General features: G+C 68.9%; 17 protein-coding genes. 4 read left to right on the top strand and 13 right to left on the bottom strand.

Going from position 1 to position 16782, the window contains the following annotated elements:
* Nucleotides 1–10 precede the first annotated feature (10 nt).
* The gene (locus DFS13_RS15775) at nucleotides 11–895 is read left to right on the top strand and encodes a transcriptional regulator GcvA (protein WP_006483074.1); all 885 of its coding nucleotides are present in this window, start codon (nucleotides 11–13) and stop codon (nucleotides 893–895) included.
* 63 nt (nucleotides 896–958) lie between these two features.
* Here the strand turns inward: DFS13_RS15775 and DFS13_RS15770 are convergent, their stop codons facing one another.
* The 13 genes from DFS13_RS15770 to flgB all read right to left on the bottom strand — a co-directional run bounded on the left by DFS13_RS15770 (nucleotide 959) and on the right by flgB (nucleotide 14396).
* Nucleotides 959–2266, bottom strand: coding sequence for a solute carrier family 23 protein (locus DFS13_RS15770; RefSeq protein WP_034201255.1), 1308 nt, complete (start codon nucleotides 2264–2266; stop codon nucleotides 959–961).
* A gap of 278 nt (nucleotides 2267–2544) precedes the next feature.
* Nucleotides 2545–3780 (bottom strand): flagellar hook-associated protein FlgL, encoded by a 1236-nt coding sequence (gene flgL, locus DFS13_RS15765; protein ID WP_006489190.1) that lies wholly within the window; start codon nucleotides 3778–3780, stop codon nucleotides 2545–2547.
* Nucleotides 3781–3797: 17 nt separating this feature from the next.
* Entirely contained in the window at nucleotides 3798–5729 is a 1932-nt protein-coding gene (gene flgK, locus DFS13_RS15760) for a flagellar hook-associated protein FlgK (RefSeq protein WP_060210658.1), read from the bottom strand.
* Nucleotides 5730–5918: 189 nt separating this feature from the next.
* Entirely contained in the window at nucleotides 5919–6674 is a 756-nt protein-coding gene (locus DFS13_RS15755) for a flagellar brake protein (RefSeq protein WP_006477567.1), read from the bottom strand.
* 219 nt (nucleotides 6675–6893) lie between these two features.
* Nucleotides 6894–7871: a flagellar assembly peptidoglycan hydrolase FlgJ gene (flgJ, locus tag DFS13_RS15745; RefSeq protein WP_006493513.1), complete on the bottom strand. Its 978-nt coding sequence runs from the start codon at nucleotides 7869–7871 to the stop codon at nucleotides 6894–6896.
* Entirely contained in the window at nucleotides 7872–9056 is a 1185-nt protein-coding gene (locus DFS13_RS15740) for a flagellar basal body P-ring protein FlgI (protein ID WP_034195648.1), read from the bottom strand.
* Between the two features lie 5 nt (nucleotides 9057–9061).
* Nucleotides 9062–9751, bottom strand: a complete 690-nt coding sequence (gene flgH / locus DFS13_RS15735) for a flagellar basal body L-ring protein FlgH (RefSeq protein ID WP_006495504.1) — start codon at nucleotides 9749–9751, stop codon at nucleotides 9062–9064.
* Nucleotides 9752–9771: 20 nt separating this feature from the next.
* Nucleotides 9772–10560, bottom strand: coding sequence for a flagellar basal-body rod protein FlgG (gene flgG / locus DFS13_RS15730; RefSeq protein ID WP_006485706.1), 789 nt, complete (start codon nucleotides 10558–10560; stop codon nucleotides 9772–9774).
* 34 nt (nucleotides 10561–10594) lie between these two features.
* Complete coding sequence (gene flgF, locus DFS13_RS15725; RefSeq protein ID WP_006485699.1) at nucleotides 10595–11353, bottom strand: flagellar basal-body rod protein FlgF; 759 nt, start codon at nucleotides 11351–11353, stop codon at nucleotides 10595–10597.
* A gap of 19 nt (nucleotides 11354–11372) precedes the next feature.
* Nucleotides 11373–12614 (bottom strand): flagellar hook protein FlgE, encoded by a 1242-nt coding sequence (gene flgE, locus DFS13_RS15720; RefSeq protein ID WP_006485700.1) that lies wholly within the window; start codon nucleotides 12612–12614, stop codon nucleotides 11373–11375.
* 27 nt (nucleotides 12615–12641) lie between these two features.
* A complete protein-coding gene (locus tag DFS13_RS15715) occupies nucleotides 12642–13388 on the bottom strand; it encodes a flagellar hook assembly protein FlgD (RefSeq protein WP_006485702.1) in 747 nt (248 codons plus the stop codon).
* A gap of 55 nt (nucleotides 13389–13443) precedes the next feature.
* Nucleotides 13444–13869: a flagellar basal body rod protein FlgC gene (flgC, locus tag DFS13_RS15710; RefSeq protein ID WP_006485701.1), complete on the bottom strand. Its 426-nt coding sequence runs from the start codon at nucleotides 13867–13869 to the stop codon at nucleotides 13444–13446.
* Nucleotides 13870–13907: 38 nt separating this feature from the next.
* Nucleotides 13908–14396: a flagellar basal body rod protein FlgB gene (gene flgB / locus DFS13_RS15705; protein WP_006485705.1), complete on the bottom strand. Its 489-nt coding sequence runs from the start codon at nucleotides 14394–14396 to the stop codon at nucleotides 13908–13910.
* Nucleotides 14397–14600: 204 nt separating this feature from the next.
* Between flgB and flgA the strand changes: the two genes are divergently transcribed.
* The 3 genes from flgA (at nucleotide 14601) to DFS13_RS15690 (ending at nucleotide 16775) form a co-directional block, all read left to right on the top strand.
* Entirely contained in the window at nucleotides 14601–15812 is a 1212-nt protein-coding gene (gene flgA / locus DFS13_RS15700) for a flagellar basal body P-ring formation chaperone FlgA (protein ID WP_111441895.1), read from the top strand.
* Between the two features lie 117 nt (nucleotides 15813–15929).
* Nucleotides 15930–16256, top strand: a complete 327-nt coding sequence (gene flgM, locus DFS13_RS15695; RefSeq protein ID WP_109342238.1) for a flagellar biosynthesis anti-sigma factor FlgM — start codon at nucleotides 15930–15932, stop codon at nucleotides 16254–16256.
* 78 nt (nucleotides 16257–16334) lie between these two features.
* On the top strand, nucleotides 16335–16775 hold the full coding sequence (locus tag DFS13_RS15690; protein ID WP_006483184.1) for a flagella synthesis protein FlgN: 441 nt from the start codon (nucleotides 16335–16337) through the stop codon (nucleotides 16773–16775).
* The last annotated feature ends 7 nt before the right edge of the window (nucleotides 16776–16782 follow it).

Genomic DNA, 16782 nt, shown 5'->3' with positions numbered 1-16782 from the left:
AATCACAAGCATGGCACGCGATCTCCCGCCCTTTTCCGCGCTTCGGGCCTTTGAAGCCGCGGCACGACATGAAAGCTTCAGCGCCGCCGGCGACGAGCTGCATGTGACTCACGGTGCCATCAGCCGGCAGATCGCCGGGTTCGAGGCGTGGCTCGGCAAGCCGGTGTTCCACCGCTACGGCAAGCGCGTGAAGCTCACCGACGAAGGCCGCCGCTACCTGGACACCGTGCGCGCGGCGTTCGACAGCATCGCGCTCGCCACCGAGCAGTTGCGCCACACCGGCGCGGCGCGCGTGCTGCGCATCAACGCGCTGCCGACCTTCGCGATGAAATGGCTGCTGCCGCGCCTGTCGCGGTTCCAGCGCGACGTGCCGAACGTCGAGCTGAAGCTGTCGACGTCGAACGCGCCGCTCGACACGCTGAACGGCTTCGACGTCGCGATCCGCCGCGGCCCCGGCCACTGGCCGAACTGCACGAGCGGCCACTTCCTCGACGAAAGCGTGATTCCGGTGTGCAGCCCGGCGCTGCTCAAGCGCGCGCCGATCACGCGCGCGGACGATCTCGCGCGGCACGTGCTGCTGCATTCGGATACGCGGCCGGAAGGCTGGCGCGACTGGTTCGCGGCGGCCGGCGTCGCGATGAAGGGCCGCAAGCGGCAGTCGTTCGACCACTTCTACCTGGCGCTGCAGGCGGCCGTCGACGGGCTCGGCGTCGCGCTCGGCCCGTTGCCGCTGATCGACGACGAGCTCGCGAGCGGGCGCCTGGTGATGCCGCTCGACGGGCCGCGCATCGCGACGCGCAGCTACTGGTGGATCGCGCCGGGCGCGCCGGCCGACGATCCGCTCGTCGCGCAGTTCTGCGGGTGGCTGCAGGGACAGTCGAATACCGGCGCATAACGCGCACGCGCCGCCGGGATCGACAGGACGACGGCGGGCGGCATGGCACCGCCCGCGCCCGAATCAGACCACCGGGCCCGGTTCCTTTTCCTTGCGCAGGATCGCGTACAGGATGATCGCGCCGAACGTCGCGGTGCCGATCCCGCCGAGCCCGAAGCCGCCGATCTTCAGCGAGAAGTCGCCGGCGCCGAGCACGAGCGTGACGGCTGCGACGATCAGGTTGCGGTTGTCGGAGAAGTCGACCTTGTTGACGACCCAGATCCGCGCGCCCGTCACCGCGATCAGCCCGAACACCACGATCGACACGCCGCCGAGCACGGGGCCCGGGATCGTCTGGATCACCGCGCCGAACTTCGGCGAGAAGCCGAGGCCGATCGCGATCAGCGCGGCGAGCGCGAACACCAGCGTCGAATAGATTCGCGTGACGGCCATCACGCCGATGTTCTCCGCGTAGGTGGTGACGCCCGTGCCGCCGACGCTGCCCGACACGATCGTCGCGAGGCCGTCGCCGATGAACGCCCGGCCGACGTAGCGGTCGAGGTTGGTGCCCGTCATCGCGCTGACGGCCTTGATGTGGCCGAGGTTCTCCGCGACCAGGATCACCGCGATCGGCGCGAGCATCAGCATCGCGTGCGGATCGAACACCGGCGCGCGGAAGCTCGGCACGCCGAACCACGCCGCATGCGCGACGATCGCGAAATCGATCGGCTTGCCGAGGCCCATCCCGTTGGTCGCGATCGCGTAGATCACGTACGCGATCACGAGCCCGACCAGGATCAGCAGGCGCTGCATCATTCCGCGCGCGAACACCGCGACGCCGCCGACGCACAGCACCGTGACGAGCGCCATCACCGATTCGAAGGTGGAGCCCGACACGCCCTTGACCGCGATCGGCGCGAGGTTCAGCCCGATCACCGCGACCACCGCGCCGGTCACGACGGGCGGCATCAGCGTCTCGATCCAGCGCGTGCCGATCGCCTGCACCAGCGCGCCGAGCGCGACGTACACGACGCCGCACGCGACGATCCCGCCGAGCGCGACCGGAATGTTCGGGTTCGGGCCGCTGCCGCCGTAGCCCGTCACCGCGATCACGAGGCCGATGAACGCGAAGCTCGAGCCGAGATAGCTCGGCACGCGGCCGCCGACCAGCACGAAGAACAGCAGCGTGCCGATGCCCGACATGAAGATGCACAGGTTCGGGTCGAAGCCCATCAGCAGCGGCGCGAGCACGGTCGAGCCGAACATCGCGACGACGTGCTGCACGCCCATCGCGACCATCTGCGGCCACGCGAGGCGCTCGTCGGGGCCGACCACGCGCGAGCTCGCGCCGGTCGGCTGGACCCGCCAGCGCGGGAAATAGGAATCGGACATGGGGAAAGCGCTCCTGTCGGTCGTCGGTCGCCGGCTGCCAGGGATGCGCCGGTCTGGAATCTGGCGCGAGTTTACGGAGCGGAAATGGGGCTGGCAAGCGAACCGGTACGCGGCGTCGGCGGGCGGAACAGCCAGGTGCGGGGCGCCAGGCCGCGCGCGAGAACCGGTGCGCGACCGCGCGGGCCGGCGACGTGCCCGCCCGCGCACGATGCGCGTGCGGCGGCGAGCGCCGGCCGTGAAGTAAGCGTGCGCTCACATCGCGGCCGGCACGTCGTGCATCAGGGGTTGATGTACTGGAACAGCGACAGGTTCTGCAACTGCGCGTAAGCCTTCTGCGAGCCCGTCAGCGCGTTCTGCATCTGCAGGAACTGGCTGATCGTCGCGACCATGTTGGTGCTCGTCAGGTCGGCCAGGTTGCTGCTGACCTGCAGCGTGTTGGTCTGGTTCACGGCCTGCATCGCCTTGATTTCCTGCTCGCGGCCGCCGACCGACGCCTGTACCGTGAGCACGTTCGTCATCATGTTGTTCAGCTTCGTCGTGCCGGTGGTCATCGCGTTCGCGAGCGCGGTCGCGGCGGTCGTGTTGCTGCTGATCGGCACCTTCAGCGCGGCGATCATCGTGTCGAGCGCCGCGAACACGTCGGTGCCGGCCTGCGGCGCGGGCGTGACCGTGAACGTGTCGCCCGGCGCCGGCTTGCCCGACACGGGCACCGACAGGCCGTTGCCGAGCGCGATCCCGGCGCCGTCCGAATACGGTTGCGCGGGGGTCGTGGTCGGCGGCACGACGGTGTTGTCGGTCACCGTGTAGGTCGGCGCGGCGGCCGTGCCGCCGAACGCGATCGTGAACTGGTGCGCGTTGGACGCGGCCGACGGGCTCGTGATCGTCACGCTGCCGATCGTGCCGGTGCCGGTGTTGCCGGTGCCGGCGAGCGGCACCGGCTGGCTGCCGAGCATCGGCACCGACAGGAACACGTTCGCGCCGTTGTCGCCCTGCGCGATCGAGCGCGTGTCGGCGATCTGCACCTCGCGCGAGCCGGTGTCGCCGCTGTAGGTCACGCCGCCGCCCGGCGCGTTCGAGAACGGCGCGGTGGCCGTCTTGAAGCCGGCGAACAGGTAGTTGCCCGCGCCGTCCGTCGAGTTCGCGAGCGTCAGCAGCTGGTCGCGATAGCCCTGCAGCTGCGTCGACAGTGCCGAACGATTGCTGTCCGACAACGAACCGTCGCCGGCCTGGATCACGACCGTGTGGATGCTGTTCAGCAGGTTGTTGACGCTGATGAGCGTCTGGTCTTCCTTCTGCAGCGACGACAGCGCGGCGTTCTGGTTCGCCGCGTACTGCGACAGCGTCGCCGACGTCATCGACAACTGCACGGCCTGCGCCGCGCCGAGCGGGTTGTCGGCCGGCGTCGCGAGGCTCACGCCGCTCGAGATCTGCTGGTACAGCTGCGAGAGCTGCGCCTGCTGGTCGCTCATCTGGGCGACGTTCATCTGGTAGAACTGCGCAGTGGAAATCCGCATCGCTTCGAACCCCGAAATCAGTTGAACAGGCCCAGCACGGTCTGGAACAGCGTCGACGCGGTCTGGATCACCTTCGCGTTCGCCTGGTAGAGCTGCTGGTACTGCATCAGGTTGGCCGCTTCCTCGTTCTGGTTCACGCCCGACACCGACTGCTGCGCCTGCGTGATCTGGCCGACCAGCGCGGTCTGCGCGGCGCTCGACGACTTCAGCTGGCTCGCCGTGTTGCCGATGCCGTTCACGTAGTTCGCGTACGCGCCCGTCAGCGTGGTCGAGCCGTTGCCGAACGCCTTCGAGTTGACGAGCTTCGACAGCGCGAGCGCGTTGCTGCCGTCGTTCGTGCCGCCCGTGTTCGGCGCGACCTTGAACGTGTCGCCGGCCGCCGGCGTGCCCGACACCGTCACCGTGACACCCGCCGTCAGCGTGATCGGCGAGCCCGACTGGTACGGCTGCGCGGCGCTGGTCGTCGGCGGCACGGCCGTGTTGTCGGTGACCGTGTAGGTCGGCGCGGCCGCGGTGCCGCCCATCGTGATCGTGTAGTTGTGCGCGTTGGCCGCGGCCGTCGCGCTCGTGACGGACAGCCCGCCGATCGTGCCGTTGCCGGTGTTGGTCGTCGTGGCCGACGGCACGTACGGCGCAGCCGCCGCGATCGCGGAGCCGTTCGACGTCGCGAGGCCGAAGCCGTTCAGCGCGCCGCGCGTCGGCTGCACGGTGAACTTGTCGCCGGCGCTCATCGAGCCGGACGAGAACGAGAAGTTCAGCCCGCCGATCGAGGCCGGCATCGACGTCGACGTCCCCACCACCGTGCCGGTCGCACGGTCGGTCAGCGTGTAATTCGTGCCGTCGTACGCGAGCGTGTAATCGCTGGTGGTCGGCTGCGCGGCGTTCGCGAACGACACGGACAGCGTCGCGTTGCCGGTATTGCCCTGGTTCGCGTAGGTGATCGGCGCGCCGGTCGAAAACAGGTTGCCGCCGATCTTGCCCGACAGGTCGATGCCGAGCGCGTTCTGCGCGTTGACCTGCGCGGCGAAGCTGGTCGCGATCGCGCCGAGCTGGGCCTGGGCCGGGTCGAGCGTCTGGCTGCGGAACGCGAGCAGGCCGCCGAGCGTGCCGCCCGACAGCGACGCGTCGGACAGGAACTGGTTCGGCCCCTGCGGGTTCGCGCCCGCGATGCCCTGCGACACGACGGTCAGCTCGCTCGGATCGGACGGCGACGTGACGGTCGCGAGCTGGTAGCTCTTGTCCGCGACGACGAGCGGCGTGCCGCCCGACATGAACACGCTGTAGCCGTCGCTGTTGCGCACGACCTGCACGCCCGCGAGAGTCGACAGGTTCGACACCGCGAGGTCGCGCTGGTCCATCAGCTGGTTCGGCGGCTGGCCCTGGCTGCTCGCCGCGGCGATCTGCTGGTTCAGTTGCGCGATCTGCGCGGTGTACGCGTTGATCTGCGTGACGGTGCTCGTGAGCTGCGTGTTCACGCTCTGGCGCAGCGCGTCGTACTGCTGGCCGGCCGCGGTGATCTGGTTCGCGAGCGTCTGCGCATTGCTCATCGCGGTCTGCCGCACCGACGAATCGGACGCGCTGTTCGCGACGTTCTGCATCCCGGTGAAGTAGCTCGTGATCGCGGTCGAGATGCCGGCCGTCGGGCTGCCGATGTAGTTGTTCAGCTGCGTGACGAGCGAGTACCACGTCGAGAGCGCGCCGCCCTGCGTCTGCGCGCCGTTCAGTTGGTCGCTCAGGTACTGGCTGTACTGCCGCTGCACGGTGACGGTGTTCACGCCCTGGGGCATGTAGCCGCTGCTGGTGTACTGCCCGCTTGCCTCCGCATAGACGGGGCGTTCGACCGAATAGCCCGGCGTCGCGGCGTTGCTGATGTTCTGGCCGGTCGTCGTGAGGCCCCAGAGCGCGGCATTCAGGCCGCTGACGCCGAGGTTCATGAGTGTGTTGGACATGCGCGATCCTGATGAGCCGGCCGCACTGCGGCCGCCGGGTTGCGTGACTCCCGGTATAACGGCCGCGGATCGAAAAAATTGAGGAAAAAATGCACGTGCGACGCACGGGCGTGCGTCGCCGGTCGAAGCGGCCGGCGGGGGCGCCGGCGTTGCCGCGCGGGCGGCCCGGGCCGGCCCGCCAGATGCGCGTCAGGCCCGCGCGAGCGAGCGGCGCTTCATTTCGAGCTGCGTGATCAGCCGCTGCAGCGTGTTCTCTGCACTGCCCGGCAGCGACATGTAGCGAAAGCCGAGCTGGTAGCGCCGCGACCCGTTCGGCATCTGGGTCGAACGCTGCGACACCAGTTGCAGGTCGAGCGACAGCTTGCCGTGGCCGGTCAGCTCGAGTTCGACGTCCGGCAGCAGCGTGCCGACCTCGAGTGCCTCGACGCGCTCGTCGGCCGTGCGCAGCCCCACGCCGCCGAGCGACAGGTTGTGCACCTCGAACAGGAAGCTTTCGCCGTCCGGCAGCTTGCCGCGGCACAGAAACGGATCGACGATCGGCGCGTCGACGCGGAAATATTCGCGGCGCTGGATGCAGACCAGCACGTCGGGGAAATCGGCGACGAACGCGGGCAGCCCCTCGTAGCGCGTCTCGCGCGGCGTGCCCGTGGTGAATTCGACGCGCACGCCCTCCGGCGAGGCCGCGAACGTGCAGTGCGACGCGCCGAGGATGCCGGCGTTCTGCTCGGACAGCGCGCCCCAGTCGAACGTGAACGTCCGCGCGCCGACGTCGACCTCGAGCAGGCGCGTGACGAGCTGGCCGCCCGGATACTGGACGGTCAGGAAATCGCCGCGATTCACCAGGTTGCGCAGCTGCACGCCGATTTCCAGCGGATTGCGGCGGGCATAGTCGGGCCCGGAGTGGCCTGCATCCAGGCTGGGGTCCGTCGACGTTTCGATATTCATGGCTAGCCGGTCTTTCTTGTCATGGGCGCCCGGGGCAACCGGTGCGCAATAAAACCGGGCCAGAACGGGGGCCCGGTCGCAGGTCTCTCACACTTAGCGGCAGTGCTGACCGAAAGTTTAGATCGAAACGGCGATTTTTTTCGCGCAAACGTTGAAACCGCGCGCGGCGGGGGGCCGGGCGCGGTCCGAAGGGGGACAAATCGGTGGCGGGCGGGCCCGTCAGCCGATCTGCTGCATGATCGAGATCAGCTTCTTCGCGTAATTCGGGTCGGTTGCGTAGCCGGCCTTCTGCATGCCGTGCGCGAAGCCTTCGACGCTGCGGCTCGCGCTCAGCACGCCCGCATAGCGCGGATTGTTCTTCAGCAGGTTCGCGTAGTCGGTCATCGCGTGCTCGTACGAGTCGTACGCGCGGAATTTCGCGACCACGCGGCGCGGCGTGCCGTTCACGTATTCGGTGGTCAGCGCCGACACGGTGCGCCCGGTCCAGCCCTTGTTCGCCTTGATGCCGAACACGTTGTAGCTGGTCGAGCCGTCCGCCGCGCGGATCTCGCGCTTGCCCCAGCCCGATTCGAGCGCGGCCTGGCCGACGATGAACCGCGCCGGGATGCCGGTCGTCGCACTGGCCGCCTGCGCGGGGCCCGCGAGCCGGTCGACGAACGCGTCCGCGTCCTGCACGCCGCTCGCGCCCTTCAGCGGCGGCGTCAGCGCGCTGCCGGCCGAGTAGCCGCGCGCGCCGGCGAGCGCGCCGTTGTTCGCCGCGTTCGCATAGGCCTTCGCCATCGCGTTCATCGCGGCGAGGCTGCCTTCGTTGCCGGCCGTGCCGAGGCCGCCGATGCCGCCCGCGCCGATGTCGGCCGCCGTGTCGCTGCCCGCGCCGACGCCCGCGTTGCGCAGCAACTGCTTCATCAGCGCGTCGGCGACGCCGATCCCGCGCGTCGACATCTGCTGCGCGAGCTGCTGGTCGAGCATCGACGTGTACATCTTCGACGTATGCGAATCGAACAGTCCGCCGTCCGGCGACGCGTCGCGCATGCTCTTGAGCATCATCTGCGTGAACATCGCGTCGAACTGGCCGGCCACCGCCTTCGCGCCGGCCTGCGGCGACTGCTTCGCCTGCGCGCGCAGCGCATCGAAACCCTGCACGTCGAGCGCGAAGCGCTGCGTCAGGTCGTTTGCGTTCGGAAGGTTCGCCGCCATTTAGATGATCTCCAGATCCGCACGCAGCGCGCCGGCCGCCTTCATCGCCTGCAGGATCGACATCAGGTCCGCGGGCGTCGCGCCGAGCGTGTTCAGCGCCTTCACGACGTCGGCGAGATTCGCGCCGGCCGTCACCATCTTCAATGCACCGTTGTCCTGCTTCAGCTGGATCTGCGACTGCTGCGCGACCACCGTCTGCCCGTTCGAGAACGGCCCCGGCTGCGACACCACCGGCTGCGTGTTGACGACGACCGACAGGTTGCCGTGCGCGACCGCGCAGCTCTGCAGCGTGACCATCTGGTTCATCACGATCGAGCCGGTGCGCGCGTTCAGGATCACCTTCGCCGCGGCCTTGTCCGGGCTCACGTCGAGGTTCTGCAGCCGCGCCATGAACGCGACCTGCTGCGCCGAATCGGCCGGCGCCGCGAGCTGGATCGTGCGGCCGTCGAGCGCCGTCGCGGTGCCCGGGCCGAAGCTCGAGTTGACCGCGGACACGATGCGCTGCGCGGTGCCGTAGTCCATGTCGTTCAGTTGCAGCTGCAGCACGCCGTTCATCTGCGCGATCGCGTTCGGCACCGCGCGCTCGACGATCGCGCCGCCGACGATCCGGCCGGCCGCGAGCTGGTTCACCTGCACGCGGCTGCCGTTCGCGCTGGCGCCCGCGCCGCCGACCGCCATGTTGCCCTGCGCGAGCGCGTACACCTGCCCGTCCGCGCCTTTGAGCGGCGTGAGCAGCAGCGTGCCGCCGCGCAGGCTCTTCGCGTTGCCGAGCGACGATACGGTCACGTCGAGCGCCTCGCCGGGCCGGGCGAACGGCGGCAGCGTGGCCGTCACCATCACGGCCGCGACGTTCTTCAGCTGCATGTTGTTCAGCGACGACGGGCCGCCGTTGGCCGAGCCGTTGTTGATCGAGATGCCGAGGTTCGCGAGCATGTTCGCGAGCGTCTGCGTCGTGAACGGCGTCTGCATCGTCTGGTCGCCCGTGCCGTCGAGGCCGACGACGAGGCCATAGCCGATCAGCGGGTTGTCGCGCACGCCCTGGATCTGCGCGAGATCCTTCAGGCGTTCCGCGTGCGCGGGCGCGGCACCGAGCACGCAGGCGGCCGCCACGGCCGCGAACGCGACGGCGAGCCGCGCGGCCGCATGCGCGCGGGCCGACAGGCGGTGGAACAGGGTCGTCTGCATCGTCATCACCACGGCGCGATGTTGAGGAAGAAGCGCTGCAGCCAGCCCATCGTCTCGGCTTCGTTGATGTAGCCCTTCGACGAGTATTCGATCTTCGCGTCGGCGACCTGCGTCGAGTAGACGGAGTTCGCGCCCGAGATCGTGTTCGGGTTGACGACCCCCGAGAAACGCACGAATTCGTTGCCCTGGTTGATCAGCATCTGCTTCTCGCCGCTGACCACGAGGTTGCCGTTCGGCAGCACGTTGGTGACGGTCACCGTGATCGTGCCGTTGAACGTGTTCGCCGCGCTCGCGCCGCCGGTCGCCGCGAACTTGTTCGCGCCGGTCGCCGACAGGTTCGCCTTCGCGAACAGCCCGCCGAGGAAGCCGGCGGTCGGCACGTTGAAGTCGGTGTTGCCCTGCCGGTTGGTGTTCGCGCCGGACGACTTGGTCGCGTTGATGTTCTCCGCGATCATGATCGTCAGGATGTCGCCGATGTTGCGCGGCCGCTGATCCTCGAACAGCGGCCGCCCCGCGAAGCCGGGGTTGTAGATCGAGCCGGGCGCCTGCATCGACATCGGCATCGGCGGCTGCGCCGTCATCGGCTGCTGGATGATCGGATCGCGCGGGATCTGCGCGCAACCGGCGAGCGCCGCCACCGCGACCGCGCACGCGGCGCGGACGGTGGCTGACGAGGGGAGGCGAACCTGCTTCATGGCGACGGCGGGACTTCCGGTTAGCTCTTCATCTGCGTGACGGTCTGCAGCATCTGGTCGGACGTCGTCACGGCCTTGCTGTTGATCTCGTAGGCACGCTGCGTCTGGATCATGTTGACGAGTTCCTGCACGACGTTCACGTTCGACGCCTCGACGTAGCCCTGGTTGAGCACGCCCGCGCCGTTCAGCCCCGGCTGCGACACGTTCGGCGCGCCCGACGACGTCGTTTCCGCGAACAGGTTCTCGCCCTTCGCCTCGAGGCCGGCCGGGTTGATGAAGGTCGCGATCTGCAGCGAGCCGATCTGGACCGCGTTGCTCGAGCCCGGCTGCGTGACCGACACGACGCCGTCCTTGCCGATCGTCAGCGACTGCGCGTTCTGCGGCACGGTGATCGCCGGCAGCACCTGGTAGCCGCTCGACGTGACGAGCTGGCCCTGCGCGTTGGTCTGGAACGAGCCGTCGCGCGTGTACGCGTTGGTGCCGTCCGGCATCAGCACCTGGAAGAAGCCCGCGCCGTTGATCGCGACGTCCTTCGAGTTGCCGGTCTGCGTGAGGCCGCCCTGCGTGTAGAGGCGCTCGGTCGCGACCTGCTGCACGCCGGTGCCGAGCTGCAGGCCCGACGGCAGCTCGGTCTGCTGCGTCGAGTTCGCGCCGGGCTGGCGGATGGTCTGGTACAGCAGATCCTCGAACACCGCGCGCGACGCCTTGAAGCCGTTCGTGCTGGTGTTCGCGAGGTTGTTCGAAATCACGTCCATCTGCGCCTGCTGCGCATTCATGCCGGTGGCGGCGATGTAGAGCGAACGATTCACTTGTCTGGTCTCCTGCTTAGGCTGGCGCGGGCGCTCAGCTGAAATTGAGCAACTGGTTCGCCGTCTGCTCGTTCTGGTCGGCCGTCTGGATCAGCTTCGACTGCAGCTGGAACGCCCGCGCGTTGTCGATCATCGCGACCATCGCGGTCACCGGGTTCACGTTGCTGCCTTCGAGCGAATTCGGCGTGACGACGACGTTCGGGTCGACGTCGGCCGGATTGCCGTCGGCGGTGCGGAACAGCCCGTCGTTGCCGCGCGTGAGCGTGGCCGGATCGGGATTGACGAGCTTCATCTGGTCGACGATCGCGACGGCCGTCGGCGGGTCGCCCGGCATCAGCGCGGACACCGTGCCGTCCTTGCCGATCGTCACTTCCGCGTTCGGCGGCACCGAGATCGGGCCGCCGTTGCCGATCACCGGCAGGTTGCTCGCGTTGACGAGCTGGCCGTTCTCGTCGACATGCAGGTTGCCGGCGCGCGTGTACGCCTCGCTGCCGTCGGCCGTCTGCACCGACAGCCAGCCCGGGCCCTGCACGGCGACGTCGAGCGGATTGCCGGTGCGCGTGATCGGACCCGGCGCGTAGTCGGCGCCGGGCGTCGACGACAGCACGTAGGTGCGCGTCGTCGTCGGATCGATCTTGCTGCCGTCGCCGAAATTCATCGGCACCGCGCGATACGTCGCGAGTTGCGCGCGAAAGCCCGTCGTCGATGCGTTCGCGAGGTTGTTCGCGACCACCGCCTGCTGGTCGAGCGACTGCGACGCGCCCGTCATCGCCGTATAGATCAGTCGGTCCATGGCTGCCGGTTATCCGCGCTTACAGGTTGATGAGCGTCTGGTCGACGGTCTGCTGCGTCTTGATCGTCTGCGCGTTCGCCTGGTAGTTGCGCTGCGCGGTGATCAGGTTGACGAGCTGCGACGTGAGGTCGACGTTCGAGTTCTCGAGCGCGCTGCCCTGCAGCGTGCCGTGGTTCGTGCTGCCCGGCGCGGAGACCTGCGGCACGCCCGACGCGGCGGATTCCGCATACTGGTTGCCGCCGAGGTTCACCAGCCCGTTCGGGTTGTTGAAGTTCGCGAGCGCGATCAGGCCGAGCACGGCGGTCTGGCCGTTCGAGTAGTTGCCTGTCAGCTTGCCGTCGGCGCCGATCGAGTAGGTCGTCAGCGTGCCGCTCGCGTAGCCGTCCTGCGCGAGGTTGTTCACGCCGTCCTTGCCGCCGTACTGCGTCGTGCCGGTCAGGTCGAGCGTGAGCTTCTGCGGCGTCGCCGAACCGTCGGTGTTCGGCACGGTGAACTGGAACTGGCCGAGCGACGCGGTCGGCGTGGCCGGCGTGCCGGTCGTCGTGCTCTGGATCGCGCCGGACGTATCGAACGTGATCGTGCCGAGATCGGTCGTCGCGCCGCCCTGCACGCCCGCGTACGCTTCCCACGTGCCGGCCGCCGACTTCACGAAGTACATGTTGACCGCCTGCGAGCCGCCGAGCGAGTCGTACACCTGGATCGACGTCGTGTAGTTGTACGTCGTGTTGTCGGTCGCGCTGAACGGCGTCTTGGTCGGCACCGTGTCCTGCGAGTTCAGGTTGAACTGGCCGGTGATCTTGGTCGTCGCGGTCGGCGCGATGTTGGTGGTCGGCGCCTGCAGCGGCACGGTCTGCGCGGTATTGATCACGCCGCCCGCGTTGGCCGCGTAGCCCATCAGGTTACGGCCCTGCGAGTCGACGATGAAGCCGTTCTTGTCGCGCTGGAACGTGCCGTCGCGCGAGTACGTCGTCACGCCGTTGTTCGACATCTGGAAGAAGCCGTTGCCGTTGATCGCGACGTCGAGCGACGAGTTCGTCGTATTGATCGTGCCCTGGCCGAACTGCTGCTGCACCGAGTTCAGCGACGTGCCGATGCCGATCTGCGTGTTGACCGACGTCGCGACCGAGTTCGCGTACATGTCGGCGAATTGCGCGGTGCTCGACTTGAAGCCGACCGTGTTCGCGTTCGCGATGTTGTTGCCGATCACGTCGAGCGCGTTCGATGCGCCGGCGAGGCCGCTCAGACCCTGTTGATAACCCATTTCGGTCTCCGTTACGAGAAAGCTCGATCAGTTGGTAGTGGTGTCGCCGGACGTGGACGACTTGGTGTTCGGGAAGATCGACGCAACCTGGGTGAGCCCCACCGTCGTGCCGTTCGACAGCACGAGCCCCGCGGTGCCGTCCGCCTGCTTGACCACGCTCTGCACCGTCGCGGCCGCGAGCGTCGTGGCCGCCTGCGGCGTGCCGGCGCTGTTGGTGTACGACGCGCTGACCGTGTACGTGCCGTCCGGCAGCGCGTTGCCGGCCGCGTCGGTCGGCGTCCAGTTGAACGGCACGGTGCCGGCCGACTGCGCGCCCGCGTTGATCGTGTTCACGACGGCGCCCGCCGAGTTCTTCACGGTGATCGTCAGGTTCGACACCGAATTCGCGAGCGACACGCCGAACGGCGACGCCGCGCCGCCCTTCACCGCGACGCTGTTGCCCGGCGCGAGCACGTTGGTGCCGATCAGCAGCGCGGCCTGCGTCTGCTGGCCGGCCGCGAGCTGCGTCGACAGCGACGTGAGCGACGTGTTCAACTGCGCGATGCCGCTCACCGTGTTGATCTGCGCGAGCTGCGACGTCATCTGCGAGCTGTCGACCGGGCTGGTCGGATCCTGGTTCTGCAACTGCGTGACGAGCAGCTTCAGGAACGTCGCCTGCAGGTCGCTCGCCGACGTGCCGTTGGTCGACGACACGTTGTTGGTGTTCATCGTGTCGGTCGGCAGCGTCGACACGTTGGTGCCGTTGCTGCCGATCGTCGTGTTGGAGGAAGTCATCCTGGGTGGCCTTCTGTCGGAACTGTCGGGTCGGTAAGGTCGGGCCGCGCGCGGCTTACGAGCCGATCGTCAGCGTCTTGAGCATCAGCGTCTTCGCGGTGTTCAGCGTCTCGACGTTGGCCTGGTACGAGCGCGACGCCGAGATCATGTTCACCATCTCCTGCACCGGATCGACGTTCGGCATCTGCACGTAGCCGTTCGCGTCGGCGGCCGGGTTCGCCGGGTCGTAGGTCGATTTCATCGGCGACGGGTCGTCCATCACCTTGGTCACCCGCACGCCGCCCACGCCCTGGCCGGACGCGGTGCGCGCGCCGCCCATCGGGTCGGTCGCGAACACGACCTGCTTGGCCTTGTACGGCTTGCCGTCGGGGCCGGTCGCGCTGTCGGCGTTCGCGAGGTTCGACGCGGTGACGTTCAGGCGCTGCGATTGCGCGGACAGCGCCGAACCGGCGACGCCGAAGATGTTCATCAACGAAGGCATGGAAGCTCCTTGTGCTGGGCGAGGTTCGGAAGCGGCGCTTACGAGTTGGTCGTGATCGCGGCGATCATCGCCTTGATCTGCTGGGTCATCACGGTCATCCCGGTCTCGTAGTGCAGCGCGTTGTTCGCGAACTGCACGCGCTCGACGTCGAGATCGACCGTGTTGCCGTCGAGCGACGGCTGCAGCGGCATCCGGTATTGCGCACGGCCGTAGTCGTCCGCCGGGCCGCCGGTCGGGATCAGCTTCGCGGTGCCGGCCATGTGCCCGGGCGCCGTCGACACCATCGACATGCCGCTCGTCACGCCGGCCGGCTGCGTCATCGGCAGTTGCGCGGCGTTGCTCGGCGCCAGGCCGCCGCTCGTCTGCTTCAGCGAGCGCGCGAGCGTCGACGCGAAATCGACGTCGCGGGCCTGGTAGCCGGGCGTGTCGGCGTTCGCGATGTTCGACGACAGCAGTTCCTGCCGATAGGCGCGCACGTCGAGCGCCTGTCGGCCGAACGCGAATTCCGCATCGAGTTTGTCCAGCATGTGTGCGTCTCTCCGTATGAAGCGCTGCACGCCCCTCGCGCCGGATGGCGACGCGAGAGGCTTTTTTCCATGACAGCGATGGTAGGCGCGGGACGCAACCGGCAATCGGGCGAATAACGCGGCAAAGGCCCCCTCTATTCATCGTTTGCGCGACGCCCCCGCTCCCTAGAATGCGAAGCGGATCAACGGATCGGAGGCATGGCGATGACTGGCGGCGCACTTCGCGACAGGAACGGGCGGCTCGCGCACGTCCGGCGTGCGTTCGCGCTCGCCGCGGCGCTGTGGATCGCCGCGCCTGCCGCCCACGCCGACGACGGGATGATCGTGATTCCCGGGCGCGGCGAGACGGCCGACACCGCGCTCGCGCATGCCAATGCGGCGAGCGGCGGGCAGTTCGGCGGGAATGCGGGCGCCGCTTCGGTTCCGGGTGCGCAGCGCGCGGCCGGCGGGGCGAGCGCCTCGACCGGCGCCGGCTACGCGGCGCAACCGGCCGGCCAGATGGTCGTGACGAGCGTCCCGCCGCCGGCCGCTGCGGCGGCCCCCGTCTACGCAGCCGCCCGCCCGAACGCCGGTTACGGTGCGCCGTCGCGCACAGTCGATCCTTCCGCGATCGCGACGGTCGTCGCCGGCACGGCCGAGCCTGCATCGAATCCCGCGCGGCCGGCGCCGCAACCGGCCGCCGCCGCCCGCCTCGCGGCAGCCCGTGCGGCATCAGCGGCGGCGCCGCGCACGGCGGCCGCTTCCGGCAATCCGGCTCCGGCCGCCCCTGCCGCCCGGCCCGCGACGCCGCCCGGCCAGCAAGATCCCGAAACGATCCGGCGCGCGGCGCTCGCGTTCCTGCAGCAGCAGATCGCCGGCCTGCCCGGCAAGACCACCGCGACCGTCACGACCGCCTTTCCGCGCGGGCTCGCCGCGTGCACGACGCTCGAACCGTTTTTGCCGACCGGCGCGCGCCTGTGGGGCCGCACGACGGTCGGCGTGCGCTGCGCGGGCGAGCGGCCGTGGACCGTCTACCTGCAGGCGAAGGTCGCCGTGCAGGCCACCTATTACGTCGCCGCGCGCCAGATCGCGCCCGGCGAGCCGCTCTCCGCGGCCGACCTGGTCGCGCGCGACGGCGACCTGACGGTGCTGCCGCTCGCGGTGATCACCGATCCGGCGCAGGCGATCGGCGCAACCGCGCTCGCGCGCATCTCGGCCGGGCTGCCGCTGCGGCAGGACATGCTGAAGAGCGCGGCGTCGGTGTCGGCCGGCCAGACGGTGCGGGTCGTCGCGGCCGGCCCCGGCTTCACGATTTCGGCCGAAGGCAGCGTGCTCGCGAATGCGGCGCCCGGCCAGTCGGTGCGGGTACGGATGGCGGCCGGGCAGATCGTCACGGCGATCGTCAAGGACGCCGGCACCGTGGAAATTCCGCTGTAGGGACGGATCTGCCGCAAGAATGTAAAGAATTGTTTATTCGGAGCATTTCGGGCTCGCGATGCTAAAGTTCGGGCCGACCCGGCCGTTATCTGGGTCAAACCGTACAGGAAACCCATCGTGAAGATCGATTCCACTCCGAAACCGAGCCCCCTCGCGCCGACCGGCAACGGCGCGGCCCGTGCGCCGTCCGGCACGGCCCAGTCGTCCGCGCAGGCAGGCGACGCCGGATCGACCGGCGGCGACACGACCGTGAACCTGTCGGGTCTGTCCGGCCAGCTGCGTTCGATATCCGCGTCGGGCGACGCCGATATCGACACGGGCCTGGTCCAGTCGATCAAGGACGCGCTGAACAACGGCACGCTGACGATCGACGCGAACAAGATCGCCGACGGCGTATTGAACACCGCCCGCGAGCTGCTCCAGCAGCAGCGCCCGGGCAGCTAACTCCCGGCCTCGTGGCCGGGTCACCCGGTTTGCCGGCGTGCGCAGCACTGCACGCGCCGGCGTGACGAGCATGACGCGATGAGAGAAGAGCTGCTGGCCACGGTCAACGACGAACACGCGACGGTCGAAGCGTTCGCGTCGCTGCTCGTCTACGAGGAAAAGGCGCTGACGACGGCCGAGCCGCTCGAGATGCTGCCCGGGATCGTCGAGAAGAAAAGCGAATTGATCGACCGGCTCGCGCAACTCGAACGCACGCGCGACACGCAGCTTTGCGCGCTCGGCTTTCCGGCCGGCAAGAAAGGCATGGACCAGGCGGCCGAGCGCGATGCGCGCCTCGCCAGCCGCTGGCAACTGCTGCAACAGGCCGCCGAACGCGCGCGCCAGGCCAACGCGAACAACGGAATGCTGATCCGGATCCGGATGGACTACAACGAGCGCGCGCTCGCGGTGCTGCGCTCGGCGCCCGCGCCGGCCGGCGTGTACGGCCCCGACGGGCGCGTGTCGGCGCTCACGCGCTGACGTCGCG

The organism is Burkholderia sp. 28_3 (assembly GCF_003253915.1).
Lineage (GTDB): Bacteria > Pseudomonadota > Gammaproteobacteria > Burkholderiales > Burkholderiaceae > Burkholderia > Burkholderia cenocepacia.
The sequence above is the reverse complement of the archived record's forward strand: the minus strand, read 5'-3'. Positions and strand labels throughout refer to the sequence as shown.